Source organism: Streptomyces sp. NPDC026206 (assembly GCF_040638465.1).
Taxonomy (GTDB): domain Bacteria; phylum Actinomycetota; class Actinomycetes; order Streptomycetales; family Streptomycetaceae; genus Streptomyces.
In genome coordinates, this window is record NZ_JBEZYL010000013.1 from 28159 (window position 1) to 53500 (window position 25342).

The 25342-nt window shown below is 72.3% G+C and carries 28 protein-coding genes and 1 pseudogene; 5 read left to right on the plus strand and 24 right to left on the minus strand.

What is annotated here, in order from left to right; genetic code table 11:
* Positions 1–148 precede the first annotated feature (148 nt).
* A complete protein-coding gene (locus tag AB0F13_RS19075) occupies positions 149–898 on the plus strand; it encodes an SCO3374 family protein (protein ID WP_362083213.1) in 750 nt (249 codons plus the stop codon).
* Here AB0F13_RS19075 and AB0F13_RS19080 read toward each other — a convergent pair.
* From AB0F13_RS19080 to AB0F13_RS19135, 12 genes and pseudogenes are all read right to left on the minus strand, one after another.
* On the minus strand, positions 829–1170 hold the full coding sequence (locus AB0F13_RS19080; protein WP_362083216.1) for an Lsr2 family protein: 342 nt from the start codon (positions 1168–1170) through the stop codon (positions 829–831). The two genes, AB0F13_RS19075 and AB0F13_RS19080, sit on opposite strands and share 70 nt — an antisense overlap.
* Positions 1171–1333: 163 nt before the next feature.
* Complete coding sequence (locus tag AB0F13_RS19085) at positions 1334–1852, minus strand: amino-acid N-acetyltransferase (RefSeq protein WP_362083219.1); 519 nt, start codon at positions 1850–1852, stop codon at positions 1334–1336.
* Between the two features lie 9 nt (positions 1853–1861).
* Entirely contained in the window at positions 1862–2257 is a 396-nt protein-coding gene (locus AB0F13_RS19090; RefSeq protein ID WP_362083222.1) for a BlaI/MecI/CopY family transcriptional regulator, read from the minus strand.
* A gap of 152 nt (positions 2258–2409) precedes the next feature.
* On the minus strand, positions 2410–2589 hold the full coding sequence (locus tag AB0F13_RS19095) for a hypothetical protein (protein WP_362083225.1): 180 nt from the start codon (positions 2587–2589) through the stop codon (positions 2410–2412).
* Between the two features lie 109 nt (positions 2590–2698).
* A complete protein-coding gene (locus tag AB0F13_RS19100; protein WP_362083228.1) occupies positions 2699–3445 on the minus strand; it encodes a hypothetical protein in 747 nt (248 codons plus the stop codon).
* 35 nt (positions 3446–3480) lie between these two features.
* Complete coding sequence (locus AB0F13_RS19105) at positions 3481–3609, minus strand: hypothetical protein (protein ID WP_362083231.1); 129 nt, start codon at positions 3607–3609, stop codon at positions 3481–3483.
* 153 nt (positions 3610–3762) lie between these two features.
* Positions 3763–4560, minus strand: coding sequence for a type III pantothenate kinase (locus AB0F13_RS19110; RefSeq protein ID WP_362083234.1), 798 nt, complete (start codon positions 4558–4560; stop codon positions 3763–3765).
* Positions 4560–5582: a carboxylating nicotinate-nucleotide diphosphorylase gene (gene nadC / locus AB0F13_RS19115; protein ID WP_362083568.1), complete on the minus strand. Its 1023-nt coding sequence runs from the start codon at positions 5580–5582 to the stop codon at positions 4560–4562. Before nadC ends, AB0F13_RS19110 begins: the two co-directional genes overlap by 1 nt.
* 15 nt (positions 5583–5597) lie before the next feature.
* A pseudogene (locus AB0F13_RS19120) lies at positions 5598–7274 on the minus strand (L-aspartate oxidase); the annotation flags it as partial.
* Positions 7271–8137, minus strand: coding sequence for a pantoate--beta-alanine ligase (gene panC, locus AB0F13_RS19125; RefSeq protein ID WP_362083237.1), 867 nt, complete (start codon positions 8135–8137; stop codon positions 7271–7273). The gene panC and the pseudogene AB0F13_RS19120, both read right to left, overlap by 4 nt.
* Positions 8134–9054, minus strand: a complete 921-nt coding sequence (locus AB0F13_RS19130) for a DUF2520 domain-containing protein (protein WP_362083240.1) — start codon at positions 9052–9054, stop codon at positions 8134–8136. The genes panC and AB0F13_RS19130 overlap by 4 nt, the downstream gene beginning before the upstream one ends.
* A 128-nt stretch (positions 9055–9182) precedes the next feature.
* Entirely contained in the window at positions 9183–9578 is a 396-nt protein-coding gene (locus tag AB0F13_RS19135; RefSeq protein WP_362083243.1) for a hypothetical protein, read from the minus strand.
* 60 nt (positions 9579–9638) lie between these two features.
* Here AB0F13_RS19135 and AB0F13_RS19140 point away from each other — a divergent pair, with 60 nt between their 5' ends.
* A complete protein-coding gene (locus AB0F13_RS19140) occupies positions 9639–10757 on the plus strand; it encodes a DUF5937 family protein (RefSeq protein ID WP_362083246.1) in 1119 nt (372 codons plus the stop codon).
* 26 nt (positions 10758–10783) lie between these two features.
* Here the strand turns inward: AB0F13_RS19140 and AB0F13_RS19145 are convergent, their stop codons facing one another.
* Positions 10784–11467, minus strand: a complete 684-nt coding sequence (locus AB0F13_RS19145) for a response regulator transcription factor (protein ID WP_362083249.1) — start codon at positions 11465–11467, stop codon at positions 10784–10786.
* Positions 11468–11540: 73 nt separating this feature from the next.
* Positions 11541–12737 (minus strand): sensor histidine kinase, encoded by a 1197-nt coding sequence (locus tag AB0F13_RS19150; RefSeq protein WP_362083252.1) that lies wholly within the window; start codon positions 12735–12737, stop codon positions 11541–11543.
* A gap of 131 nt (positions 12738–12868) precedes the next feature.
* Here AB0F13_RS19150 and AB0F13_RS19155 point away from each other — a divergent pair, with 131 nt between their 5' ends.
* Both AB0F13_RS19155 and AB0F13_RS19160 read left to right on the plus strand, forming a co-directional pair.
* The gene (locus AB0F13_RS19155) at positions 12869–13855 is read left to right on the plus strand and encodes an SAM-dependent methyltransferase (RefSeq protein WP_362083255.1); all 987 of its coding nucleotides are present in this window, start codon (positions 12869–12871) and stop codon (positions 13853–13855) included.
* A gap of 79 nt (positions 13856–13934) precedes the next feature.
* A complete protein-coding gene (locus AB0F13_RS19160) occupies positions 13935–15077 on the plus strand; it encodes an NADH-quinone oxidoreductase subunit D (RefSeq protein ID WP_362083258.1) in 1143 nt (380 codons plus the stop codon).
* Positions 15078–15211: 134 nt separating this feature from the next.
* Here the strand turns inward: AB0F13_RS19160 and AB0F13_RS19165 are convergent, their stop codons facing one another.
* The 4 genes from AB0F13_RS19165 to AB0F13_RS19180 all read right to left on the minus strand — a co-directional run bounded on the left by AB0F13_RS19165 (position 15212) and on the right by AB0F13_RS19180 (position 18767).
* A complete protein-coding gene (locus tag AB0F13_RS19165; RefSeq protein WP_362083261.1) occupies positions 15212–16177 on the minus strand; it encodes a hypothetical protein in 966 nt (321 codons plus the stop codon).
* 185 nt (positions 16178–16362) lie between these two features.
* Positions 16363–17343, minus strand: coding sequence for an ABC transporter substrate-binding protein (locus AB0F13_RS19170; RefSeq protein WP_362083264.1), 981 nt, complete (start codon positions 17341–17343; stop codon positions 16363–16365).
* Positions 17344–17373: 30 nt separating this feature from the next.
* On the minus strand, positions 17374–18057 hold the full coding sequence (locus AB0F13_RS19175; protein ID WP_362083267.1) for an ABC transporter permease: 684 nt from the start codon (positions 18055–18057) through the stop codon (positions 17374–17376).
* Positions 18057–18767, minus strand: a complete 711-nt coding sequence (locus AB0F13_RS19180; protein ID WP_362083270.1) for an ABC transporter permease — start codon at positions 18765–18767, stop codon at positions 18057–18059. The genes AB0F13_RS19175 and AB0F13_RS19180 overlap by 1 nt, the downstream gene beginning before the upstream one ends.
* Before the next feature lie 133 nt (positions 18768–18900).
* Between AB0F13_RS19180 and AB0F13_RS19185 the strand changes: the two genes are divergently transcribed.
* Positions 18901–20067, plus strand: a complete 1167-nt coding sequence (locus AB0F13_RS19185; protein ID WP_362083273.1) for a betaine/proline/choline family ABC transporter ATP-binding protein — start codon at positions 18901–18903, stop codon at positions 20065–20067.
* Between the two features lie 65 nt (positions 20068–20132).
* Here AB0F13_RS19185 and AB0F13_RS19190 read toward each other — a convergent pair whose 3' ends face one another.
* The 6 genes from AB0F13_RS19190 to AB0F13_RS19215 form a co-directional block, all read right to left on the minus strand.
* Complete coding sequence (locus AB0F13_RS19190; protein WP_362083276.1) at positions 20133–20630, minus strand: DUF3180 domain-containing protein; 498 nt, start codon at positions 20628–20630, stop codon at positions 20133–20135.
* 74 nt (positions 20631–20704) lie between these two features.
* On the minus strand, positions 20705–21298 hold the full coding sequence (folK, locus tag AB0F13_RS19195; RefSeq protein WP_362083279.1) for a 2-amino-4-hydroxy-6-hydroxymethyldihydropteridine diphosphokinase: 594 nt from the start codon (positions 21296–21298) through the stop codon (positions 20705–20707).
* The gene (gene folB / locus AB0F13_RS19200; protein ID WP_362083282.1) at positions 21295–21654 is read right to left on the minus strand and encodes a dihydroneopterin aldolase; all 360 of its coding nucleotides are present in this window, start codon (positions 21652–21654) and stop codon (positions 21295–21297) included. Before folB ends, folK begins: the two co-directional genes overlap by 4 nt.
* Before the next feature lie 281 nt (positions 21655–21935).
* A complete protein-coding gene (locus tag AB0F13_RS19205; protein ID WP_362083285.1) occupies positions 21936–22430 on the minus strand; it encodes a nuclear transport factor 2 family protein in 495 nt (164 codons plus the stop codon).
* Positions 22427–23311, minus strand: a complete 885-nt coding sequence (gene folP / locus AB0F13_RS19210) for a dihydropteroate synthase (RefSeq protein WP_362083288.1) — start codon at positions 23309–23311, stop codon at positions 22427–22429. Before folP ends, AB0F13_RS19205 begins: the two co-directional genes overlap by 4 nt.
* A gap of 127 nt (positions 23312–23438) precedes the next feature.
* Positions 23439–25295, minus strand: a complete 1857-nt coding sequence (locus AB0F13_RS19215) for a phosphatidylglycerol lysyltransferase domain-containing protein (RefSeq protein ID WP_362083291.1) — start codon at positions 25293–25295, stop codon at positions 23439–23441.
* Positions 25296–25342: the final 47 nt, after the last annotated feature.

Consider the following 25342-nt stretch of genomic DNA (forward strand, 5'->3'; position numbering starts at 1 on the left):
ACTCCATGCGGCGCGGGTCCCTTGACTCCGCTACGGGCGAACATCGCCGCGCTGTCCGGAGCCCCTGTGCGCCCCTTACGTTCTATACGGAGCGTGCCCAACTCTCCACCCTGCGTAACCTCTTGGGTCTTCCACAGTTGCACCGTTCATGACGGTAGCCCTCCCGTGCCCGTGCCGCCCCTCGGGCGGCCCCCCGCCGCCCGGAGCCCCGCACACCTGGCGCCGCCGGCGCCAGTGGTACGAGTGCGTGCTCGGCTGGCCCACCGGGCCGACCGTGGACGGGCGGCCCGTGGAGCTGCTCACGGGGGTGCGGTTCGACGCGCTGGGAATGCCCGCGGAGGCCGGCTTCGCCGTGCTCGAGCGGGTGCCCGCGACCGGACCGGTCGCGCTGGACGGCCGGGCCCGGAAGATGTGGTTCCTGACCGCCGTGGGCAGCGCCGACGAGCTACCGGGGCTGCTCGGCTGGCTGGAGTGGGGCGGAATCGCCCTGGAGCTGACCGCGCTGGGCCCGGGCGGCCGGATCGTCGCTCCGGAGCCGGTGGACCGGTGGTCCGGCCCGCAGGGGCCGTACGGCCGGCGGGAGGCCGTGAAGGCGGTGGAAGCCGTCTGGGTGCGTCCTCCCGAGCCGGGCCGCCCGGTGGAGCCCACGCTTCCGGCGACCGGCCTCGGGGGCGGCGACGCCCCCGATCTCGTACGGCTGGTGGGCGCTGCGGCCACCGAGTGCCACCGGGCCCGACTGCTGCGCGCCGTCGGCGAGGCGCGCAGGGATCAGCCGCCGGGAGATCGGCCGGAACGGCCGGGGGATCAGGCGAGGGATCCGGCTGGGGATCAGGCGTTGGCCTTCTCGTACGCCTCACGGATCTCGGCCGGGACGCGGCCGCGGTCGTTGACGTTGTAGCCGTTCTCCTTGGCCCAGGCGCGGATCTTCGCGGTGTCCGGGCTGCCGGCAGCAGCGGCTCCGGCGCGGGCCTTGCCACGGCCGGCGGCGGCGCGGCCACCGGTGCGGCGGGCCGACTTCACATAGTCCGCGAGCGCCTCGCGCAGCTTGTCCGCGTTGGCCGTGGTGAGGTCGATCTCATAGGACTTGCCATCAAGGGCGAACGTCACCGTCTCGTCGGCCTCGCCGCCGTCGAGGTCATCGACAAGAAGGACCTGAACCTTCTGCGCCACGGGGGATTCCTTTCATCAGCGGAAAAGGGATTACGGAGGAATAGCAAACCGCCTTTCCCGGAAAAACACAAACCCCCCGGGAAGGTTCAGTCCGCCTTGAGCATGGGAACGATGGCTTCCGGGCCCGCACGATAGGGGCGCGATTCGGACATAGGGACCGCGATCACAGATGCAGAAGCATCCGGCTGTTGCCAAGGGTGTTCGGCTTCACTCGTTCGAGACCCAGGAACTCGGCAACGCCCTCGTCATAGGAACGCAGCAGCTCGCTGTAGACATCGCCGTCGACCGGGGCCTCTCCGATCTCCACGAACCCGTGCTTCGCGAAGAAGTCCACTTCGAAGGTGAGGCAGAAAATGCGCCGGACACCGAGCCAGCGCGCCGTCTGCAGCAGCTTGTCCAGTACCAGGTGGCCGACTCCACCGCCCCTGACATCGGGGTCCACGGCGAGAGTGCGTACCTCCGCGAGGTCTTCCCACATCACATGGAGCGCACCGCATCCGATGACGGTACCGTCCTCGTCGCGCTCGGCGACCCAGAACTCCTGGATGTCCTCGTAAAGCGTCACCGTGGCTTTGTCGAGCAGGATGCGGTCGCGTACGTAGGCGTTGATGAGCCGGCGCACGGCGGGCACATCGCTGGTGCGGGCCCTGCGGACAGTGACGACTTTTGATAGAGCGGACATGTCCGGACGCTATCGCCCCGGGGCTCCCGGGGTCTCCTCGGGCCCGTCGAGTTGCGCGACCCGGATGGCGTCGCGGAGCGCTTCCCGTTGTTCGGCCGACATCATGCCGAAGAAGGCAACGAGAGCCGCCGCGGGGTTGTCGCTGAGGGACCATGCTTCGTTCATCAGTGCGGCCGAGTAGGCGGCGCGGTTGGAGACCGCCTCATATCGATAGGCGCGGCCTTCGGCTTCCCGCCGCACCCAGCCCTTCTGATACAGGTTGTCCATTACGGTCATCACCGTGGTGTAGGCGATGGACCGTTCCTGCTGAAGGTCTTCCAGGACTTCCCGAACGGTGACCGGTCGGTTCCACTCCCACACGCGCGTCATCACGGCGTCTTCCAGTTCACCCAGGCGTCGGACCACACGCGAATAATAGTGGGAGATGTCTTGAATGCCGGTTTATCGGCGCGGCAATCCCGGCAGCAAAAAGGGCGCACAGTCCGGGGAAATAGCCCCGGACCGCACGCCCCGCGCGGGACCGTCGGCGTTTCCCGGGTCCCGGCGTGGTCGTTTTGTCAGGCCTCGGTGGGCTTTGCCGCCTGCTTGGCGGCCTCGGCGCGGGCCAGCGCGGCATCGACGACGGCGTCTTCCTTGGCCTTGTTCGCGCCACCCTGGCTCTTGACGATCGTCACGACCAGAGCGATGAAAGCGGCCGCCATCACCACGGGCGGGACCAGCGCGGCGACATAGTCCATGGCCGTCGGCTCCTTCTGGATCGGGGGTTCTGCGCTTGAGCGACCCGTTCAGATTACGCGCCCGCCCCGGCCCCCGGGCCGACCGGGTCGGGCGGGAGCCGGGCGGGTCTCAGGCGGGCCGGGCGGCGGCCAGGGCACGGGCCCCGGGCGGCGGCGTGGGCTTGCGACGCGGCGGGAACACCTCACCGGGGGTCGGAATGGGCCGCTCCGGGCGCGGCGCCGACGGGGGCTTGGGCTGCGGGGCCTCCGGCGGCGGCCCGGGGGCCGGCTTGTTCGGCGGCGCAGGGCTCTCCCCCGGCTTCGGGCCGGGCCGCGGGTCCGGCTCCACCGCGCGCGGCGCCCGGCCGCCCGGCAGGGCCAGCAGGTGCGTACGCCCCGGTTGCGGCTGGGCCGGCGGTACGGAGACGGGCGCGTGTGCCGCGGGCCGGGTCCGTACCGCCTGCTCGGCGACGTGCTCACAGCGCGCGAGCAACGCGTGCCGACGGGTCGCCTCGGCCTCGCCCGTCGGGGCCGCGCACAGCTTGCGCAGCGCCGTGAGGTCCTCGGGGCCGGGCCGGTAACCGTCCGTGAGGGCGTCCCGCAGCCGCTGCACGTAACCCGGCGCGGCGCCGGGCAGGGCACGGCGGTAGCGAACGAGGTCGGCGAGGAGGAAGGCGCGCAGCCGGGCGCCTTCGCGGGCGGCCTCGTCCAGGGCCTCGGCGAGCCGGAGGCAGTCCCTCGCCTCCGCGTCCGGCGTGGGTCCGGGGCGGGTGGGCGCGGAGTGGGGACGGAGTGCGATGTCGAGGGCACGGCGCAGCACGCGCAGCTCGTCCGCGCTGAACGCCATGCCGCCGCGGGATCCATAGGGCGTGGGCATGGGCTGACTTTAAGTGCTAAGCGGACAAAATTGGCTTAGCACACCATCTCGGGCGTGGCACAGAGCGTCACCCCTGCCGCCACGGGGCCGTCGGCGCCGGCGGAGAGCGCGGTTCCGGAGGCGGCGGCGATGAGCAGGGCGTGCGAGGCGCTCCGGGTGCACATCCGCTGTGCCGGAGTTGTCGTTCCCCGATCCCGCCCTTTCACCTCCCCCAGCTACCGCTGGGAGGTGCCCCCATGTCCTCAATCGCCGGACGGGCTCAAATTGAGCCCGTCCGGCGATTGAGGAACGGGGCGGTCCGGGGGGAGGCCCCGGGGTCAGGTGCGGGTGACGTTGCGTTCGTAGACCAGGCGCAGGCCGATCAGTGTCAGCCACGGCTCGTGTTCGTCGATGACCGAGGCCTCGCCCAGAACGAGCGGTGCCAGCCCGCCCGTGGCGATGACCGTGACGTCGTCCGGGTCCTCGGCCAGCTCGCGGGCCATCCGGTTGACGACGCCGTCGACCTGGCCGGCGAAGCCGTAAAGGATGCCGGACTGCATGGCCTCGACGGTGTTCTTGCCGATGACACTGCGCGGCCGGGCGATCTCGATCTTGCGCAGCTGGGCGCCCTTGACGCCCAGCGCCTCGGTGGAGATCTCGATGCCGGGGGCGATCACGCCGCCCACGTACTCCCCGCGCACGCTGACCGCGTCGAAGGTGGTGGCCGTGCCGAAGTCGACGACGACGCACGGTCCGCCGTACAGCTCGACGGCCGCGACCGCGTTGATGATGCGGTCCGCGCCGACCTCCTTGGGGTTGTCCATGAGGATCGGCACGCCGGTCTTGACGCCCGGTTCCACGAGGATGGCGGGCACGTCGCCGTAGTAGCGGCGGGTGACCTCGCGCATCTCGTGGAGCACGGAGGGCACGGTCGAGCAGATGCAGATGCCTTCGATGCCGTCTCCCAGCTCGTCGCCGAGCAGCGGGTGGCGCCCCATCAGACCCTGCAGCAGGACGGCGAGTTCGTCGGCGGTGCGGCGGGGGTCGGTGGAGATGCGCCAGTGCTCGACGATGTCCTCGCCGTCGAACAGGCCGAGGACGGTCTGGGTGTTGCCGACGTCGATGGTGAGCAGCATCAGACGCTCTCTTCCCGCAGGTCCAGCCCGATGTCGAGGATCGGTGACGAGTGGGTCAGCGCGCCGACGGCCAGGTAGTCGACGCCGGTCTCGGCGTAGGCGCGGGCGTTGGCGAGGGTGAGGCGGCCGGAGGACTCCAGCGCCGCGCGGCCCGCGACGAGCGCGACGGCCTCGCGGGTCTGCTCGGGGGTGAAGTTGTCGAGCATGACGAGGTCGGCGCCCGCGTCGAGGACCGGCTGGATCTGGTCGATGCGGTCCACCTCGACCTCGATGGGCAGGCCCGGGAACTCCTGCCGTACGGCCGTGAACGCCTCGGCGACGCCACCGGCGGCGATGACGTGGTTGTCCTTGACCAGCGCCGCGTCCGACAGCGACATGCGGTGGTTGACGCCGCCGCCGCAGCGCACCGCGTACTTCTGCAGGGCGCGCAGTCCGACCGTGGTCTTGCGGGTGTCGCGCACGGCGGCGCCGGTGCCCTCCAGCGCGTCGGCCCAGGCGCGGGTCGTGGTGGCGATGCCGGACAGGTGGCACAGGATGTTGAGCATGCTGCGCTCGCCCGTGAGCAGGTCGCGGGTGAGGGTGCGGACGGTCAGCAGCTTCTGGCCCGCCTCCACCCGGTCGCCGTCCTCGACGTGCCGCTCGACCTCGAACTCGTCCGTGCACACCACGGAGAGGATGGCCTCGGCGACGCGCAGCCCGGCGACCGTGCCGGCTTCACGGGCGGTGAAGTCACCGGTGGCAACGGCGTCTTCGGGGACCGTGGCGAAGGTCGTGACGTCCTTGCCGCCGTCGAGGTCCTCCTCGATGGCCAGGTGCGCGAGGTCCTCGATCTGCAGCGGGTCCAGCCCGGCCTCGGCGATCAGCCGCGCGAGCTCGGGGTCGAGCCCGCACTCGAACGCGTCCGCGCCGTACTCCTCGCCGGCGCCGCAGCCGCAGGCGTCACCGCAGCCACCGGCCGCCGCGGCGGTCTCCTGGCCGGGACGGCCGATGTCGTGCAGGGGACGGTCGTCGTGCGTGCTCACGCTGTTCTCCTTGGGGGCGGCGGGAGATGGGGAGGGCGGGAAGGCGGCCGTTTCGGTGGTGGAGACGGCAAGGGTACGGTCCGGGCGCAGCGCCACGAGAAGGTGGCGGCGCCATTGCTCGTCCACGCGGTCGGGGTGGTCCTCGCGCCAGTGGCAGCCACGGGTCTCCTCGCGGCGGAGGGCGGCTGCGACAAGTACTTGCGCGACGAGGAGGAGGTTGGTGGTCTCCCAGGCCTCGGTTCCCGGCTCGGCCGCCTTGTCCGCGCTGTCCGCCGTCTCCGCTTCGTCGCGGATGCGGGCCAGTTCCGCCGCGGCGCGTTCCAGGCTCTGCCGGGAACGGAGCACTCCGGCGCCCTGAGTCATGACGCGCTGGATCGCGGTGCGGGCCTCGGGGGCGATCAGGCAGGTGGCCGGCTCACCCGTTGCGGGAGAGGTGCCCGGCCGGGGGGCCGGGGTGATGTCCGCGGCGATGCGTTCGGCGAAGACGAGCCCTTCCAGGAGCGAGTTCGACGCGAGCCGGTTCGCCCCGTGCACGCCCGTGCAGGCGACCTCGCCGCAGGCGTACAGGCCCGGGACCGTGGTGCGGCCGCGCAGGTCCGTGCGCACGCCGCCGGAGGCGTAGTGCGCCGCGGGCGAGACGGGGATGAGCTCCGTCACCGGGTCGATGCCGTGGGCCCGGCACGCCGCGAGGATCGTGGGGAAGCGGTGTTCCCACTTCTGCGGGCCGAAGTGCCGGGCGTCCAGGTACATGTGCTCGGCGCCGCGTTCGTGCATGCGCCGCATGATGCCCTTGGCGACGATGTCGCGCGGCGCGAGCTCGGCCAGTTCGTGGGCGCCGACCATGAAGCGGTGGCCGTCCGCGTCGACGAGGTACGCGCCCTCGCCGCGCACCGCCTCCGACACCAGGGGCTGCTGTCCCTCGGCGTCGGGGCCGAGCCACAGCACGGTGGGGTGGAACTGGACGAACTCCAGGTCGGAGACCTCGGCCCCGGCGCGCAGGGCGAGTGCGACGCCGTCGCCGGTGGAGACGGCGGGGTTGGTGGTCGCGGAGAACACCTGGCCCATGCCGCCGGTGGCCAGGACGACGGCCCCGGCCCGTACGGCGCCGACGCCGTCGCGCCGGCCCTCGCCCATGACGTGCAGCGAGACGCCCGCGGCCCGGCCTTCGGCGTCCTTGAGCAGGTCGAGGACGAGCGCGTGCTCGATCGTCTCGATGCCGGCGGCGCGCACGGCGTCGACCAGTGCGCGGGAGATCTCGGCGCCGGTGGCGTCGCCGCCCGCGTGGGCGATGCGGCTGCGGTGGTGACCGCCCTCGCGGGTCAGCAGGATCTCGCCGGAGCCGGCGTCGGTGTCGAAGCGGGCGCCGGTGGCGATCAGGCGGCGCACCGCGTCGGGGCCCTCGGTGACCAGGGTGCGCACCGCCTCCTCCGAGCAGAGGCCGGCGCCGGCGACGAGGGTGTCGTCCAGGTGCTGCTCGGGGGTGTCGCCGTCGCCGAGGGCCGCCGCGATGCCGCCCTGGGCCCAGCGCGTGGAGCCGTCGTCCAGGCGGGCCTTGGTGACGACGGTGACGTTCCGGCCGGAGGCCGCACAGCGCAGGGCGACGGTGAGTCCGGCGACGCCGGAGCCGATGACGACGACGTCGGCGTCGACCGCCCAGCCGGGGCGGGGCGCGTGCAGTCGTATGCCGGTCATCGCGGCTCTCCGAGAGTCAGGGGGATGTTGTCGATCAGGCGGGTGGTGCCGACCCTGGCGGCCACGGCGAGGATGGCCTCGCCGGTGTGGTCGTCGGGGACCTCGGTGAAGTCGGCGGGGTCGACGAGGGCGAGGTAGTCCAGGAGCAGCGGGGGTTCCATCCCGGCCGCGTTGCCGAGGATCGCCCGGGCGGAGCGCCGCACGGGCCCCGCGCCGAGCCCGGCGGCGGCCTGGGCGGTCAGCAGGGCGCGCGAGATCTCCAGCGCCGTGGCCCGGTCGGCCTCGGAGAGGTAGCGGTTGCGGCTCGACAGCGCGAGGTTGTCCCCCTCGCGGACCGTCGGGACGCCCACGATCCCGACGGGGAAGTTGAGGTCGCGCGCCATGCGGCGGATCAGGGCCAGCTGCTGGGCGTCCTTCTGCCCGAAGAGCGCGAGGTCCGGCGCGGTCAGGTGCAGCAGCTTGGCGACGACGGTGAGCATGCCGTCGAAGTGCCCCGGGCGCGAGGCGCCTTCGAGGCGCTCGCCCATGGGACCTGCGGTGATGCGGACCTGCGGCTCGCCGCCGGGGTAGACCTCGTCGACGGCCGGGGCGAGGACGACGTCGGCACCGGCCTTCTCGGCGAGCAGGATGTCGGCGTCCAGGGTGCGCGGGTAGCGGTCGAGGTCCTCGCCGGGGCCGAACTGCAGGGGATTGACGAAGACGGTGACGACGACCTGTCCGTCGGGCCCTGCCAGGCGGCGTGCCTCGCGGATGAGGGTGGCGTGGCCCTCGTGCAGGGCACCCATGGTCATCACGACGGCGCGGCGGCCGTCGCGCGGCAGGGCGTGCAGCTCCTCGGCGGTGCGGGCGAGCTGGGTGGTCACTGGTTGCCTCCGTCCGCGAGGACGCCGAGCAGGTCCTCCGCCAGTTCGGGCTTCAGCAGGCCGTGCGCGAGGGCGCGGTCCGCGGTGGTACGGGCCATCGCCAGGTAGCCGGCGACGGCCTGGGGGGCGTGCGCGCGCAGTTCGGCGACGTGCGCGGCGACCGTGCCGGCGTCGCCGCGCGCCACCGGGCCGGTGAGAGCCGCGTCGCCGCTGCGCAGGGCGTTGTCGAGGGCGGCGCCCAGGAGGGGGCCGAGCATGCGGGCGGGGTGCTCGACGCCGGCCGTGCGCAGCAGGTCCATGCTCTGGGCGACGAGCGTGACCAGGTGGTTCGCGCCGATGGCCAGGGCGGCGTGGTAGAGCGGGCGGGCGCTCTCCTCGATCCACTCCGGCTCGCCGCCCATCTCGATGACCAGCGCCTGCGCGGCCAGGCGCAGCGCCTCGGGGGCGGTGACGCCGAAGGAGCAGCCGGCCAGGCGCTGGACGTCGACGGGGGTGCCGGTGAACGTCATCGCCGGGTGCAGGGCCAGCGGCAGGGCGCCGGCGCGGGTGGCCGGGTCGAGGACCGCGGTGCCGTGGCGGCCCGAGGTGTGCACCAGGAGCTGCCCCGGGCGGACGGCACCGGTCTCCGCGAGGCCCGCGACCAGCCCGGGCAGGGCGTCGTCGGGCACGGTCAGCAGGACCAGTTCGGCATGGGCGAGCACGTCGGCGGGCGCCATGACCGGCACGTCCGGCAGCATGGTGGCCGCCCGCCGCAAGGAGGCGTCGGAGACACCGGAGACGGCGACCGGGCGGTGCCCGGCGAGCTGCAGCGACGCGGCCAGCGCGGGGCCGACGCGACCGGCGCCGACGACGCCGACGGTGAGCCGGGCGGGGCGGTCCTGGGGGCTCGCATGCTCGGGCGAGAGGTGTGCGTTCACGCGGCGGGATGCCTTCCGTTCCAGTCCGCGGGGGTACCGGACGATTCCCTTGTCATGCTACGCGAGGCGGCCGCACACCTCCCTGGCCGTCCCCAGGCCTGTGGACAACGGCCGGCGCCCGGCGCCGCTCAGGCCCGGCACCGGGGGTCGGCCTGCTGTCCGACGGGCTGTCCGGCGGGCCGTCCGTCCGGCAGGGACACGGCGGCGGGAGCGGGAGCGGCAGTGGCGGAGGCGGAGGCGGAGGCCGTTCCGGCCGCACGGGCCGGGCCGGCCGTCCGGCCCGGCATCGGCCGCGGGCGGCGGAACAGCGCCGTCCACCGGCCCCGGCGGACGACCGTACGCTCGTCGACGACGGCCTGGAACTCCCGCCATGTGCGGAACTCGCGGACGGCCCCGAGGTCGCCGGTGCCCGGCGCCGGCGGTGCGGGCTCACCGAGCTTTGCGGAACGGTAAAGGTCGAGCATGTGCTGCTGGTTGGCGTTCATGTGCTCCACGGTGCGCCGCCCGGCGGACGGTCTGCGCATGGATTGACGAGGACCGTCAATCGACGGCCCGACCTGCACAAAGAGAGGCACTATGAGCACATGAGCGTGATGATCGACATCGCGGGCCTGCCGCCCGAGCGCCTGGTGTTCCGCCCCGCGCCCCTGGCCGAGCTCTGCACCGCGCTGCACACCCTGGCCGAGCCGGGGCACCACCCGGGCCTGCACGGCTGGACGACGGCGACCAGCTCCGCCCTCAAGCCGGACCTCGCGGACCGGCTGTGCGAGGCGGACTTCCTGTGGACGTCGACGTTCTCGGACATCAACATGCCGTTCGCCGCGCTGCCGGACACCCACGGCCAGCCGGGAGCCACGCTCGCCGAGGACCTGGACCAGCTCGACCGGCTGAACGACGACCTCTTCGTCGACGCCGCCCTGGAGATCTCCTGCTCGCGGCACTACAGCCAGGAGGGCCCGTCGCCGCTGGTGAACGCCAGGGCCCGCGAGCTGGCCCTCGAGCGCGCCACCGCGCGCGGCCCCCGGCAGCTGGACTTCGCCAAGCGGCTGCTGGACGACCCGCCTGCCGTACGGGCCTGGCTGCGCCGCCTCTTCGAGGACTGCGCGGACGCGTTCTTCAACGACCTGTGGCAGCGGGTACGCGTCCAACTGGCCGCCGACGCCCGGCACAAGACGGAGGTGCTGCGCCACAAGGGGCTCGGCGAGGCGCTGGCCCAGGTGTCGCCCGCCGTGACGCTGACGGAGGACGGCACCCGGATCGTCGTCGACAAGCTCGGCAGCGGCCGGGCGAGCGCGCTCGACCCGGCGGTCGGCGCGGGCGTCACCTTCGTCCCGTCCGCCATGGGCTGGCCCCACGTATGGGTGGGCCACGCCCCCGGCTGGCGCCCGGTGATCCACTATCCCGTGGCCGCGCCCGAGCTGCCCGGCCCCGCCTCCCTGGACCTGCTCAAGCTGCGCCTGGAGGCCCTGTCCCACCACATGCGGATGCGGATGTGCCGCTACCTCGCGCGGTCCGCCTTCAGCACGGGCGAGCTGGCGACCGCGCTGGACATCAGCGCGCCGGAGGTCTCCCGGCACATCGCGGTGCTGAAGAAGGCCGACCTGATCACCACCCGCCGCCGCGGCCGGTACGTCCTGCACCAGCTCGACCTGACCGTGGTGGCCCGGCTCGGCAGCGACTTCGTCGAGGGCGTCCTGCGCTGAGCGCGCGGCGCCGGCAGCGAGCGGCCCTAGTGCGCCGCCGGGCCGCCGCCCCCGGCCCGTACGAGACCGCTCTCGTACGCCATGACCACCACCTGCACCCGGTCCCGCAGCCCCAGCTTGGTCAGGATCCGGCCCACGTGGGTCTTCACCGTCGCCTCCGACAGCACCAGCCGCCCCGCGATCTCGCCGTTGGACAGCCCCTGGGCCACCAGCAGCATCACCTCGCGCTCACGGTCGGTGAGCCGGCCCAGCTCCGCGCTGGTCGGCTCGTTGCCGGCGCTCGGCAGCATCGGGGTGAAACGATCCAGCAGCCGGCGGGTGGTACTGGGCGCGACCACCGCGTCACCGCTGTGCACGGCCCGGATGGCGCCCAGCAGCTCGGCGGGCGGCACGTCCTTGAGCATGAAGCCGCTGGCGCCGACCTTGAGCGCGGAGAACGCGTACTCGTCGAGGTCGAAGGTGGTCAGGATCAGCACCTTGGGCGGGTCGTCCTGGGCGCAGATGCGGCGGGTCGCCTCCACCCCGTCCAACCGCGGCATGCGGACGTCCATCAGCACGACGTCCACCTCGCTGCGCGCCAGCACCTCCAGCGCCTCCGCGCCGTCCCCGGCCTCGGCGACGACCTCCATGTCGGGCTGGGCGTCCAGCACCATGCGGAAGCCGGTGCGCAGCAGCACCTGGTCGTCGACGAGCATCACGCGGATCGACATGCGGAGGTCCCTCTCAATAGGCGGAAGTGCGGTGTTCAGTTGTGCGCGGACGCATACGCGTCCGCAAAGATGATCAGCGGCCGGACTTGATCGGCAGCAGCACGCTGATCCGGAAGCCGCCGCCGGGCCGCGGCCCCGCGTCCAGGGTGCCCCCGACCATGCCGACACGCTCGCGCATGCCGATCAGACCATGCCCCATGCCGTCCGTGCCGCCCGCCTCGTACAGCTCGTGCTGCGCGCCGCGGCCGTCGTCCTCGACCAGCAGGCCCAGCCCGTCGTCGAAAAAGGTGAGCCGGACGCTGGCCCCGACGTCCGGGCCGCCGTGCTTGCGCGTGTTGGTCAGCGCCTCCTGCACGATGCGGTACGCCGTCAGCTCCACGCCGCTCGGGAGCGGCCGCGGCGCGCCCTCGACCCGGAAGTCCACCGGCAGGCCCGCGCCCCGCACCTGCTCGACCAGGTCGCCGATCTGCTCCACGTCGGGCTGCGGCACGTACTCGCCGCCCGAGCCGCTGTCGTCGGTGCGCAGCACGCCCAGCAGGCGGCGCATCTCGGCGAGGGCCTGGCGGCCGGTGCCGGAGATCGTCTCCAGGGCCTGCTTGGCCTGCTCGGGCGAGGCGTCCAGGACGTACGCGGCGCCGTCCGCCTGCACGACCATCACCGAGACGTTGTGCGCCACGACGTCGTGCAGCTCGCGGGCGATGCGGGCCCGCTCGGCGGTGACCGCGATCTGCGCCTGCTGCTCGCGCTCCTTCTCCAGGCGGGTGGCCCGCTCCTCCAGCTGCGCCCAGTACGCGCGGCGGGTGCGCACCGAGTCACCCAGGACCCAGGCCAGCACGAAGGGGACGGTCAGGAAGACGATCGCCATGATGTTCTTGCCGAGCGAGGAGAACTCGGGGGGTTCCGGCCAGCGGAGCGTGGCGAGCACGGGTGCGAGCAACCCGCCGATCAGCGCGTAGCGCGAGGCCCAGCGGGTGTTGCCGGACGCCACGGTGTAGATGATCACCAGCATGGCGAAGTCCCAGATGTTCGGGCCCACGCCGAATGCCAGCTGCGCCAGCCCGGCCGCGGTCGCCAGGAGCAGCATCCGCTCGGGGGCCCGGCGCCGCAGGGCGATCACCAGACACAGCGCGAGCGCCGTACAGACCGTCGCGGCCGTCGACCCGCCGCCGCTCTCGGCGGTGGCCAGGGCGCTGAACCCCAGCAGCAGGAGAGCCCAGAAGCTGTCCACACCGGTGGGGTGCCTGCGAAGAAAGTCGTAGAGGCGCTGCACGTCACCCAGCGTAGGCACGCCGAGCCGGTGCCGGGGTCAGCCCGGCGATCGATCCGGCGCCTTGCGTCTACTCCCCAAGGTGGAGGGCCCGGCGCGCACCGGACCTGCGGGGACACGCATACCGTGTGCATATGGCAAGCGGAACGAGAACCTGGCGGGCGGCGACAGAGGCCGCTCTTTACGGTCCCGGCGGCTTCTACCGCCGCCCGGAAGGCCCCGCGGGCCACTTCCGCACCTCCGTACATGCATCCGCGCTGTATGCCGGGGCCGTCGTGGAGCTGCTGCGCCGCGTCGACGCCGCCCTCGGTCACCCCGCGGAGCTGGTGTTCACCGATATGGGGGCGGGGCGCGGCGAACTCGTGACCGGGGTCCTCGCCCGGTGCCCCGCGGAACTGGCCGGGCGGCTGCGCCCGTACGCCGTGGAGCTCGCGGCCCGCCCCGAGGGCCTCGATCCGCGCGTGCTGTGGACGGACACTCCCCCGGACGGCGCCCGGGGCCTGCTGTTCGCCAACGAGTGGCTCGACAACGTGCCGCTCGACGTCGCCGAGGCCGACGGCGCGGGCACGGCACGCCAGGTGCTGGTCCGGGCGGACGGGGAGGAGCTGCTCGGCGACCCGGTGGCCGGCGAGGACGCCGGCTGGCTGGCCCGCTGGTGGCCGCTCGAGGGCGCGCCGCCCGGGTCCCGCGCGGAGATCGGCCACCCACGCGACGCCGCGTGGTCCCGGGCGGTCGGCAGCCTGCGGGCCGGCCTGGCCGTGGCGGTGGACTACGCCCACGAGCGCGCCACCCGGCCGCCCTTCGGCACCCTGACCGGCTTCCGCGACGGCCGCGAGGTGCGGCCCGTGCCGGACGGTACCTGCGACATCACCGCGCACGTGGCGCTGGACGCGTGCGCGGGGCCGGGCGCCTCGCTGGTCAGCCAACGCCAGGCACTGCGCGCCCTCGGCGTGGACGGCAGCCGTCCGCCGCTCTCCCTCGCCTCGTCGGACCCGGCCGCCTACGTGCGGGCGCTGAGCGCGGCGGGCGAGGCGGCGGAGCTGACGGCTCCGGCCGGGCTGGGCGCGTTCGGCTGGCTGGTCCAGCCGGTGGCGCTGGACGAGGGGGTTGTCCTCCCCTGATCCGCCCTTCACCGACAAAAGGGGGCCCGGGGCGCGCCCCGGTTTCGGGAAGGGGCGGGGCTGGGGTGAGACTAGCCCCATGACGGAGACGACAGTCGGCATCGGCGGCGCGGCGGAGAGCACCGACATGGTGCTCAACATCGGGCCTCAGCACCCGTCCACCCACGGCGTGCTGCGGCTGCGCCTCGTCCTGGACGGCGAGCGGATCCAGCAGGCCGAACCGGTCATCGGCTACATGCACCGGGGCGCGGAGAAGCTGTTCGAGGCGCGTGACTACCGGCAGATCATCATGCTCGCCAACCGCCACGACTGGCTGTCGGCGTTCTCCAACGAACTCGGTGTCGTCATCGCCGTGGAGCGGATGCTCGGCATGGAGGTCCCCGAGCGCGCCGTGTGGACGCGCACGCTGCTGGCCGAGCTGAACCGGGTCCTCAACCACCTGATGTTCCTCGGCTCCTACCCGCTGGAGCTCGGCGGCATCACGCCGGTCTTCCACGCCTTCCACGAGCGCGAGGAACTGCAGGCGGTGATGGAGGAGGTCTCCGGCGGCCGCATGCACTACATGTTCAACCGTGTCGGCGGCCTGAAGGAGGACCTGCCCGCGGGCTGGCTCGGCCGGGCCCGGCACGCGGTGGCCGAGGTGCGCTCCCGGATGGACGTCTACGACCGGCTGGTGCTGGGCAACGAGATCTTCCGGGGCCGTACGCGCGGCGTCGGCGTCCTCTCACGGGAGACCGTGCACGCCTACGGCGTGAGCGGGCCGATCGCCCGCGCCTCCGGCGTCGACTTCGACCTGCGGCGCGACGAGCCGTACCTGGCCTACGGCGAGCTGGCGGACACCCTGAAGGTCGTTACCCGTGAGGACGGCGACTGCCTGGCCCGCTTCGAGTGCCTGCTGGAGCAGACCCACAACTCCCTGGAGCTGGCGGAGGCCTGCCTGGACCGGATCGCGGATCTGGCGCCCGGCCCGATCAACCAGCGGCTGCCCAAGGTCCTCAAGGCCCCCGAGGGCTCGACCTACGTCTGGACCGAGAACCCGCTGGGGCTCAACGGTTACTACCTGGTGTCCAAGGGCGAAAAGACGCCCTACCGGCTGAAACTGCGCTCGGCCTCGTTCAACAACATCCAGGCGCTGACCGAGCTGCTGCCGGGAACGCTCGTCGCCGACATGGTCGCGATCCTGGGCTCGCTGTTCTTCGTCGTCGGCGACATCGACAAGTAGTCGGCACGCGGTCGGCATGCGGTCGGCGCGCAGTTGAGACGCAGTCGACAAGTGGCCAGGTGTCGACAAGTGGCCAGGTAATCGACTGGTCGCCGGGGCGGACCGCGCCTGCGGCCGTCCCGGCGACCGGTCGGTCACGAGATCGCGCTGCGCAGCTCCACGACGTCGATCTGCTCCGTCTCGTCGTGCGCGGTCAGGTCGATGACGTCGCCGTCCGCTTCCGCGTCGGCAAGGGCTTCCTCGCCGACGACGTCCGCGAGGTCCTGGTCCTCGACGGAGGCGGCGGGCCGGGACTGCTTCTTGCCGTCCTTGCCCTTGTCGCTGCCGCCGCCGTTGCCATTGCCGAAGAAGTCGAAGCCGCCCTGTGCGCGGGACGCGGGCCTACGGGCGACGGGGACGTCGGACGGCAGGGCTGCCGCGGGGGCGATGACCTTCGGGGTCTTGCCCGCGTCGGAGGCCGGCTCGTTCTTCGCGGACACGGCCGCCTTCGGAGCCTTCGCGGCCTGCTTCTTCCCGCCCTGCTTCTTCGCGGCGCCGTCGGCCGGCGCCGGAATCCTCGCCACCGGCTCCGCGGCGGGCTCGGCGGCCTGCTGCGTCCCGCTCTCGGCCGCGGCGCGCTGGCCGGCGGCGTTGCTCTGCAGATCGCGCAGGGCGTCGGCGGCCTTGCGGTAGGCGAAGGCGTCGACTCCGGGCCTGCCGTCCCTGCGGGCCTGCGCGGAGGCCTCCAGCGCCCTGGCGGCACCGGGCGTGCCGCCCTTCTCCAGCAGGCGGCGGCCTTCGAGGGCACTGGCCCGCCCGGTCTCGGCCGTGGCGTAACGGCGCAGCAGGTCGGCGTGCTCCGTGCGCAGGCGGGCGAGCTCGCCGCGCTTGGCGCGGAGTTTGCCCTCAAGCCGGGTGCGCAGCAGACGGGTCTCCTCGAGGTCCGTCTCCAGCTCGGCTATGCGCTCCTCGGTCTTCCACTCGTCCCGCGTGCGGGCGGCGGTGAGCTGGGCGACGCGCTTGCCTGCCGCACGGTCCCAGCGGCGCATCAGCACGGAGCCGACCACGGTGGCCGCCGCGGCGGCCACGGCGAGCCCGCGTATGACGGCTGGTTCGCCCACCGCCAGGGCACCGGCGGCGCAGGCGACTGATGTCGCGGCGACCGTCAACGGTGGAAGAAGCCGGTGCAGGGGTGCGGAATGGCGGTGGCGTCCTCGTGGCATGGCCTGAAACTTACCGTGCGTCGCCACGAGACGGTGACTCCACCACCAAATTCGTCCCTTGATCTTACTTCTCCGCTACTCCCTCACTTCGTCAGAAGCTTCTTCTCCTTCAGGTACTGCGCGGCGACATCGGCCGGCTTGAGCCGCTGCGCGTCCACCTTCTTGTTGAGTTCGGTGAGATCTGCCGTGGTCAGCACCCTGCTGAGCTTGCCGAGCGCGTCGGCGATCTTCTGCGAACCCGCCTTCTTCGCATTCACCACCGGCAGGACGTTGTCGGAGTTCTGCAGCTTCTTGTCGTCCTGGAGCAGCACCAGTCCGAACTGTTCGAGGGTGGCGTCCGTGGTGGTGGTCAGCAGCAGCTGGTCCTTGCCGTCCTTGACCGCCTGCTTGGCCTGGGTGCTGCCCACCTCCAGCGGGTCTATGCCGGCGATGTCGATGCCGTACGTCTTCTCCAGCCCGGGCCGGCAGAAGGGCCGCTGGGAGCATTCGTCGCCCGCCGCGAGCTTGACCCGCTCCTTGGACCTCCCCAGCTCGGAAAGCGTCTTGAGCTGGTGTTTCTCCGCGAACTCGGCCGTCACGGCGAAGGCGTTCTGATCGACGGCCCGGCCGGCGTCGAGCACGGTCAGACCACGCGGCTCGGCGAGTTCACGGAGGGCCTTCACCGTGGCCTCGGCATCGGCGGAGGCGACCTGGGGGGCGTCCTTCCCGTTCTGCTTCTTGTTCAGGAATTCGGCGAGCGTCGCCGCATACTCGGGGACCACATCGATCTGCCCCTTCTCCAGGGCCGGCTCATACAGCTCACGCGCGTCGACGGTCTTGATCGACGTCGAATATCCGGCGTCCTTGAGCAGGCCCGCGTATATCTCCGCCAGTACCTTCGATTCGGTGAAGGATGCCGAGCCGATCACCAGCGATTGCTGACCGGCCTTGGTGGAGCTCTCGCCTCCGCCGGATTTCTCCAGGCTGTCGCCGCCGCATCCGGCGAGTCCCGCCGTCAGCGCGGTGACGCCGGCCACCGTCAGCAGGGCGCGGGTGGTCCGCGCGCGACGCGGTGTCCTGGTCATACGGAACTCCATCCAGTCGGGCTCGAGCTGTCAGGCTTGAACGCTCGTCATATGTCCACGCATCGGGTCCAGCAACCGCTGCAGCAGCACGAAGGCGCCCTCGACCAGCAGCGCGAGCACCGCCACCAGCAGCGCCCCGGCCACCACCTGCGCGGTGTCGGTGAGCCGGAATCCGGCCGTGATGATCCGGCCCAGGCCGCCGCCACCGGGAAGCGCGGCCAGCGTGGTCGTGGCCACGACCTGCACCGCGGCCGACCGCACTCCGGTGACCATCAGCGGGAAGGCCAGCGGCAGTTCGACCCGGGCCACCACCTGAATGCCCGTCATGCCCATGCCGCGCGCGGCCTCGACCATGTCCCGGTCCACCCCGCGCATCCCTACATAGGCGTTGGTCAGTACCGGGGGTATCGCGAAGAGGACCAGCGCGATGACGGTCGGCCACGAGCCGTGCGTACCCAGCGGGCTGAGCAGCAACAGCACCAGCACCGCGAACGTCGGCACCGCCCGGCCCACGTTGGAGAGGTTCACCGCCAGCGCGCCGCCCTTGCCCACGTGGCCCAGCAGCACGGCGACGGGCAGCGCGATCGCGCACGAGATCAGCAGGCAGACGGTGGTCAGGAAGAGGTGCTCGCCGAGCCGGTGCCACACGCCGTCCGTGCCGGACCAGTGGGCGGCGTCGGCCAGCCAGTCCCAGGTGCGCTCGACAACTCCCATCAGGCCACCGCCTTCTCCGCGAACCTGCGGGCCTTCGTACGGCGCTTCGGCCTCGCCCAGGGCGTCAGCAGCCACTGGACGAGCAGCAGCCCCAGGTCCGCCGCGATCGCCAGCACCACGCACAGCACGGACGCGGTGAGCACCTGCGCCTTGAAGTAACTGCGCATGCCCTCGTAGATGAGGTTGCCCAGCCCGCCGTAGCCGATGATCGCCCCCACGGTTGTCAGCGAGACCGTGGAGACCGTGGCGATTCTCAGACCCGCCATCACAGCCGGTACCGCCAGGGGGAGTTCGACCGCGAACAGCAGGCGCAGCGGCCCGTACCCCATGCCGCGCGCCGCCTCGCGCGCCTCCTCGGGCACGGAGGCCAGGCCGGTGAGGATGTTCCGCACGAGGATCGTCAGTGAGTACAGCACCAGGCCCGTCACCACGACGGCCACCGACAGCCCGAACACCGGCACCAGCAGCGAGAACATCGCCAGCGACGGCACGGTGTAGAGAATCGTGGTCGCTCCGAGCACCGGCCCCGCCACGCCACGCCACCTGCGGGCGAGCAGCGCGAGCGGAAAGGCCACCAGCAGGCCGATGACGACCGACGCCAGCGTGATGCCGACGTGCTGGAGCGTGGCGTCCGTCAGTTCCTGACCGCGCGTTCGCACGTATTCGCCGCAGATCCAGTCGTTGGCGATCAAGCAGTTCTGATCAGCCATCCGCGCCCTTCACCTCCCCCTCGGCCTTCACGGTCGGTCACTGGCGACCCTAACCCGGCCCACTGACATTCGCCTCCGACGGTCATGCGGCTGCAACATTGTCCGAGCAGAAGTACGGCAACAATGGGGAACCATGATCCGTTTCGAGCACGTCACCAAGCGCTACGCCGACGGCACGACCGCCGTGGACGACCTGTCCTTCGAGGTGGCGGAAGGCGAGCTGGTCACGCTCGTCGGACCGTCCGGCTGCGGCAAGACGACCACGATGAAGATGGTCAACCGGCTGATCGAGCCCACGAGCGGCCGCATCGAGGTCAACGGTGCGGACATCTCCACGGTCGACCCCGTCGAGCTGCGCCGCCGCATCGGCTACGTCATCCAGCAGGTGGGGCTCTTCCCGCACAAGACGGTGCTCGACAACACGGCGACCGTGCCGCACCTGCTGGGCTGGCAGCGCAAGCGCGCCCGCGCCCGGGCGGCGGAGCTGCTCGATCTCGTCGGGCTCGACCCGTCCGTCTACGGCGACCGCTACCCCGATCAGCTCTCGGGCGGGCAGCGCCAGCGGGTCGGGGTCGCGCGGGCGCTCGCCGCCGACCCGCCCGTACTCCTGATGGACGAACCCTTCGGCGCGGTCGACCCGGTCGTGCGGGAACGGCTGCAGAGCGAGTTCCTGCGCCTGCAGTCGCAGGTCCGCAAGACGGTGCTGTTCGTGACGCACGACATCGAGGAGGCCGTCCGGCTGGGTGACCGGATCGCGGTGTACGGCAGCGGCCGCATCGAACAGTTCGATGCCCCGGCGGCCGTGCTCGGCGCGCCCGCCACGCCGTACGTCGCCGACTTCGTCGGGGCCGACCGGGGGCTGAAGCGGTTGTCCGTGACCCCGATCGAGGCCGGCGACCTGGAGCAACCGCCCGTCGTACACCTCGACGACCCGCTGTCCTCCGCCAGTGCCCGGCTCGCCCGGGAGGACGCGCGCTGGGCCGTCGTCCTGGACGACTCCGACCGGCTGCACGGCTGGATCTCCGCGGACGCGGTCGCCTCCGGCAGCGGCACGGTACGGGACCGGGCCCGGCGCATGGACGCGTGGCTTCCGCTGGGGGCGTCGCTCAAGCGGGCGTTCAGCACGATGCTGCAGCACGACGCGGGGTGGATCGCCGTCCTCGACGGCGACAACGCCGATCACTTCCTCGGGGTGCTCACGCCTGCCCGTCTGCACGAGGCGCTGCGGCGGTCGATCGAGGCGGATGCGCGGGGTGGGGAGCGGACGGAGGTGGACGTGGAGACGGTTGCGGGGGCGTAGGCACAGCCGGCCCGTCCGGCGATTGAGGACCGGGTCCGGGGCGGAGCCCCGGGAGTGCCCCAGCACTACGCGCGCGCAGCCCCCGTATCGCTGCCGCCGTTTTCGTCGTCGTCCTCCGGGAGCTTGCAGACGCGCTCCATGAAGAACGCCGCAGCTATCACGCACGCTCCCGCCAGGACCGACGCTCCGGCGTAGATCGCCTGGTCGCGCCGGGCTGGGGCGTCGAGACCCTCGATGAGCAGGAAGACGCCGACGCCGCCGTACATGCCCGCGACCAGCGCCGCGACCAGGGCGCTGGCCTGGCCGAAGACCACGGCCCGGGCCGCCAGCAGCGGGTCGACGCCCTTCGCGCCGGGACGGCGCTCACGCTGGGCCCGCAGCCGGGCCCGCAGCGAGAGTGCCGTCGCGGCGAGGACCACCGCGATGACCGCCAGCACGATCGGCGCCGCCACCGGCACGCTCGGCAGCGTGCCGACCGAGTCCCACAGCCGGGCGGCGCCCCACGACAGCACTCCGGCCGCGGCGAACAGGCCGACCAGCACCCCGATCCGAAGTTGCTTCACCGAGCCGTCGCCCCTCATCCTCATTCGTCCTCAGCGCACACAAAACCACATGAGCCCTTCACTGGGCCCAACGCCTACTCGGGCAGCCGCAGTTCCAGGTCGGCGCGCGGCGCGACACTCTCACGGCTCATCCCGGCCAGCAGCTCGGCCACCGCACCGCGCCCCGGGACCACCGCCTCCGGTTCCACGTCGTACCACGGCACGAGCACAAAGGCGCGCTCATGCGCGCGCGGGTGCGGCAGCGTCAGCACCGGGTCGTCGGAGACGACGTCCTGATAGGTGACGATGTCGACATCGAGCGTGCGCGCCCCCCAGCGCTCTTCCCTTACCCGCTCGAAGGCCTCCTCGATCGCATGGCCGCGCTCCAGGAGCGAGTCCGGCGGAAGCGTGGTCCTCACCAGCACGACGGCGTTGAAGTACGACGGCTGGGTGCCGGGCTCGACGCCCCAGGGCGCGGTCTCGTAGACCGGGGAGACGGCCTTGACCCGCAGGCCGGGCGTGTCCTCCAGGGCGTCGATCGCGCCCTGGAGGATCTCCAGGCGGTTGCCCAGGTTGCTGCCGATGGAGATCACGGCTCGTTTGGGGTTGCTCAGCGTCACATCGGCGGCGTCCACCCGTTCCACCACGGAGGCGGGCACCGGCTGCACGGTCGGGTCGCTGCTGCTCATACTCGGCTCCGGGTAATAGTGATCGTCACGTCGTCGAAAGGAACGGTGATCGGGGCGTCCGGCTTGTGCACGACGACCTCCACCTCCCGCACCGGGTCGTGCTTGAGGCACTGCTCGGCGATCCGCTCGGCGAGCGTCTCGATGAGGTCGACCGGCTCGCCCTGGACGATGCCGACGACCTCCTCCGCCACGATGCCGTAGTGCACGGTCTTGGTGAGGTCGTCATCGGCCGCGGCAGGCCGGGTGTCCAGGCTCAGCACCAGGTCCACGACGAAGGTCTGCCCCTCCTCGCGCTCCCGGGGGAACACCCCGTGGTGCCCGCGAGCCTTCAAGCCGCGCAGCGCGACACGATCCACCCGAATCACTCCTGCTGGTTGTCGGTATGGGCCGGTATGGGAGCACGCCGGTCATCACCGGCCCGGCTCCCGTCCCTGCCTTCGGCCGGGTTGCCCACCTTCGAATCTACCTGCGGGCACCGACAGTGCCCGTCCGTGGGTGCTATGGACAAGGAGCGCAAACGGTGCTATCCCGCACCCGCCGCGCCTACCCAACGGACCCGCGATCCACCCCTACCCGCCCGGTGAGCAGCTCGAACGAGTGGTCACATACCCCTCACACTGACGTGTCGTACGCCACGTCACCCCGTCGGCTCAGCCGGCCCCGCCCCGGCGCCCGGATCCGCCTCGTCCTCGTCCTCCTCGTCCCGGCCCGCGAGGACCGGTGAGCCATGGTGCGACCACACCTTCCACTCGTCGCCGGCGCGCCGGAAGACGTTGGTGGCCACGACCAGCTGGCCCACCAGCGGCCCGAGCTCGCCCTCGTTCTCCGCCGGGGCGCCGCTGAGGATGTTCTCCGTGCAGGTCACCATCGCGGTGTCGCCCGCGACGGACACCTCGACGTCGGTCAGGAAGAACTGGATGTAGTCGGTGCTCGCCATGATCAGGGCGTACGAGCGCAGGACCTCGTTCCGCCCGCGCAGCACCGGCCAGCCGGGGTGCACGCAGGAGACCTCGGTGCCGGGCGCGTTCAGCCAGAGCCGGTCCATGGCGGCCGTGTCGCCGCGCTCCACCGCCTCGTACAGGGCGGTGTTGGCCAGCTCGACCCGCTCGCTGTCCGTGCGGGCGGCGCTCACACCGCCTCCCCGGCGCCGGCCGCGCCCGCGACGGCCCGTACGACCCGGACCGCGTCCGCGCTCGCACGTACCTCGTGCACCCGCACCGCCCACGCTCCCTCTCGTGCCGCCAGTGCCGACACGGCGGCCGTCGCGGCGTCCCGTTCACGGGCCGGTGGCGGGTCACCGCCGGGCCCGGCCAGCACCCGGCCCAGGAACCGCTTGCGGGAGGCGGCCACCAGCAGCGGCAGCCCGGCCTCCCGGTGGAACCGGGCCAGCCCGGCCACCAGGGCCAGGTCGTGCTCGGCGTTCTTGGCGAAGCCCAGGCCCGGGTCCACCACGAGGCGCTCCGGTTCGATGCCGCCGTCGATGACGGCGTCCACCCGCTGCCGCAGCTCCCCGATCACCTCTCCGGTGACATCGGGCCCGTACACGGCGCGGTTGTTCATGTCGGCGCTGAAGCCGCGCCAGTGCATCACCACGAACGGCACCCGGGCCGCGGCCACCACGGGCACCATCGCCGGGTCCGCGAGGCCGCCGCTCACGTCGTTGACCAGCGCCGCGCCCGCCTCGACCGCGGCCTCGGCGACCGAGGCGCGCATGGTGTCCACCGACACCACCACTCCCTCGCCCGCCAGCTCGCGGACCACCGGTACCACCCGGCGCAGCTCCTCGTCCTCGTCGACCCGGCTCGCGCCCGGACGGGTGGACTCCCCGCCCACGTCGACCAGGTCGGCGCCGGCGGCGACGAGTTCCAGGCCGCGCTTGACCGCCAGGGCGGTGTCGAACCAGTGCCCGCCGTCCGAGAACGAATCGGGCGTGACGTTGACCACGCCCATCACCGCACAGCGGTCCCACTCGGGCAGTCCGACCGGCCCCACACGGCCTCGCAGCGTACTCATACCGTCCAGCCTAGGGCGTACGGCCGACCCGGCACCGCACCGCACGGGGGCGGGCGACCGGCGAAAGGCGGAAGCCCTCCCCCGGACCGTGTCCGGGAGAGGGCTTCCGAGGGACTCGCCGCGCGCGTCAGGCCGCGCGGGTGACCTCGCTCTGCGCCGGGGCGTCGTCCTCGTCGTGGGCGCACGGCTTCGGCGGGGCCGGCCGGCGGCGCAGCAGGCGCGGCAGCTCCAGGAAGCCTTCCGCCTGCATCATCGCGAAGCCGATGCGGGGCAGGTCGCGGCTGCTGGGGAAGACGATGAAGCGCGGCTCCCAGCGCGGCCGGAACTTCTCGTTGAACTTGTACAGCGACTCGATCTGGAACCAGCGCGAGAGGAAGAGCAGCAGCCCGCGCCAGCCGCGCAGCACCGGGCCGGCGCCCAGGCGCTCGCCGCGCTCCAGGGCCGAGCGGAACATCGCGAAGTTCAGCGAGACGTGCTTGATCTTCAGCTCGGGCGCGGCCTGCAGCGAGGCGACGATGAGCAGCTCGTTCATGCCCGGGTCGGCGCTGCGGTCACGGCGCATCAGCTCCAGCGACATGCCGTCCGTGCCCCACGGCACGAAGTGCTGCATGGCCTTGAGGTCGCCGAAGGGGCCGGGCTCCTCGCCCTCCTCCGGGGACTTGTGGGCGGTGGCGATGACGGCGTCGAGGTCCTTGGGGTCGCCGATACGGCCCAGGGCCATGGAGAAGCCGCGCTCGGTCTCGGTGTCGCGCCAGGCGTTGGCCGCCTGCTGGACGACCGCGAGCTCCTCGGCGCTCAGATCGCCGACCCGGCGGACCTGGGTGGTGTAGCCGTTGCGCTCGATGCGCTTGACCATCTGCCGGACGTTGCGCATGGAGCGGCCGGTCAGCGTGAAGTCGGCCACGTCGACGATGGCCTCGTCGCCCATCTCCAGCGCGTCGAGACCGGTCTCGCGGGTCCACACCTCGCCGCCGGTCTCACTGCAGCCGTTGACGGCCGGGGTCCAGGAGTGACGCTTGGCGAGCTCCATGAACTTCTCGATGGCGCCCGGCCAGGCCTCGACGTCGCCGATCGGGTCACCACTGGCCAGCATGACGCCGGAGACGACGCGGTAGGTGACCGCCGCCTTGCCGGAGGGCGAGAAGACGACGCTCTTGTCGCGGCGCAGCGCGAAGTGGCCCAGGGAGTCACGGGCGCCGTGCTTGGCGAGCAGCTCGCGCAGCCGGTCCTCGTCGTCCTCGGTGAGGACGGCGGCCGGGTGCTCCGGGCGGAAGGCCAGGTAGGCGGTGGTGGCGACGGTCAGCAGGCCGAGGGCGCCGAGGGAGTAGCCGACGGTGTAGTCGACGCCGCCGGTGTAGCGGACCGACCCTTCGAAGCCGAACAGACCCCAGACGACGTGCTCGATCTGCTCCAGCACCGGCGGGTCGCCGATCATCTGGTCGGGGTGCGAGCCGACGATCACCCAGCCGAGGGCGAAGCCGGCCCCGCCCATGAGCACGAAGTTGGCCAGGGCCTTCCAGCGGCTGCGGGGGTCCGGCAGGGCGGCGAAGGCGCCCTTGTGCCGGAGGAGGTAGGCGAAGAGCAGCAGGGAGAAGACCGTACCGACGATGGAGTGCCGGTAGATCAGCTGCGCGGCCGCGCCGATCGGCAGGACGACCACCGCGGCGAGCCAGGCGCGCTTCTTGGCCCGCTTGAGGCCGTGGGCGAGCAGGAGCAGCAGGATGCCGACGACGATCGAGCCGGCGGCGGCCAGCTGGGAGACCGTTCCGGGCAGCACCTCGGCGAGGGTGTGGACCTTGCTGAAGCGGAACCTGGGGACGACTCCGGCCACGATGTCCGCCAGGCCGATGAGGGCGCCGACCGTGCCTACGACGGCAGGCACGCGCTCGGGTTTGGGTCCCTTCGCGAGACGCGCAAGCACCGACAGCCACTTCGGCCCCTGGGGAACCTCGTCGGACTTTTTGCCATCTACCCTGACAGACATCTCTTCCCGTCGTCCTGTCGAGTGGGCCTACGCCATTTGGCGGCAGC

Bases quoted from the DNA above. Each gene is read 5' to 3' on its own strand.
- AB0F13_RS19075 (WP_362083213.1), top strand. From the start codon at position 149: ATGACGGTAGCCCTCCCGTGCCCGTGCCGCCCCTCGGGCGGCCCCCCG.
- AB0F13_RS19085 (WP_362083219.1), bottom strand. From the start codon at position 1,852: ATGTCCGCTCTATCAAAAGTCGTCACTGTCCGCAGGGCCCGCACCAGC.
- AB0F13_RS19095 (WP_362083225.1), bottom strand. From the start codon at position 2,589: ATGGACTATGTCGCCGCGCTGGTCCCGCCCGTGGTGATGGCGGCCGCT.
- AB0F13_RS19100 (WP_362083228.1), bottom strand. From the start codon at position 3,445: ATGCCCACGCCCTATGGATCCCGCGGCGGCATGGCGTTCAGCGCGGAC.
- AB0F13_RS19105 (WP_362083231.1), bottom strand. From the start codon at position 3,609: ATGTGCACCCGGAGCGCCTCGCACGCCCTGCTCATCGCCGCCGCCTCC.
- AB0F13_RS19110 (WP_362083234.1), bottom strand. From the start codon at position 4,560: ATGCTGCTCACCATCGACGTCGGCAACACCCAGACCGTCCTCGGCCTG.
- AB0F13_RS19135 (WP_362083243.1), bottom strand. From the start codon at position 9,578: ATGCGCAGACCGTCCGCCGGGCGGCGCACCGTGGAGCACATGAACGCC.
- AB0F13_RS19140 (WP_362083246.1), top strand. From the start codon at position 9,639: ATGAGCGTGATGATCGACATCGCGGGCCTGCCGCCCGAGCGCCTGGTG.
- AB0F13_RS19145 (WP_362083249.1), bottom strand. From the start codon at position 11,467: ATGTCGATCCGCGTGATGCTCGTCGACGACCAGGTGCTGCTGCGCACC.
- AB0F13_RS19155 (WP_362083255.1), top strand. From the start codon at position 12,869: ATGGCAAGCGGAACGAGAACCTGGCGGGCGGCGACAGAGGCCGCTCTT.
- AB0F13_RS19160 (WP_362083258.1), top strand. From the start codon at position 13,935: ATGACGGAGACGACAGTCGGCATCGGCGGCGCGGCGGAGAGCACCGAC.
- AB0F13_RS19170 (WP_362083264.1), bottom strand. From the start codon at position 17,343: ATGACCAGGACACCGCGTCGCGCGCGGACCACCCGCGCCCTGCTGACG.
- AB0F13_RS19175 (WP_362083267.1), bottom strand. From the start codon at position 18,057: ATGGGAGTTGTCGAGCGCACCTGGGACTGGCTGGCCGACGCCGCCCAC.
- AB0F13_RS19180 (WP_362083270.1), bottom strand. From the start codon at position 18,767: ATGGCTGATCAGAACTGCTTGATCGCCAACGACTGGATCTGCGGCGAA.
- AB0F13_RS19185 (WP_362083273.1), top strand. From the start codon at position 18,901: ATGATCCGTTTCGAGCACGTCACCAAGCGCTACGCCGACGGCACGACC.
- folK (WP_362083279.1), bottom strand. From the start codon at position 21,298: ATGAGCAGCAGCGACCCGACCGTGCAGCCGGTGCCCGCCTCCGTGGTG.
- folP (WP_362083288.1), bottom strand. From the start codon at position 23,311: ATGAGTACGCTGCGAGGCCGTGTGGGGCCGGTCGGACTGCCCGAGTGG.
- AB0F13_RS19215 (WP_362083291.1), bottom strand. From the start codon at position 25,295: ATGTCTGTCAGGGTAGATGGCAAAAAGTCCGACGAGGTTCCCCAGGGG.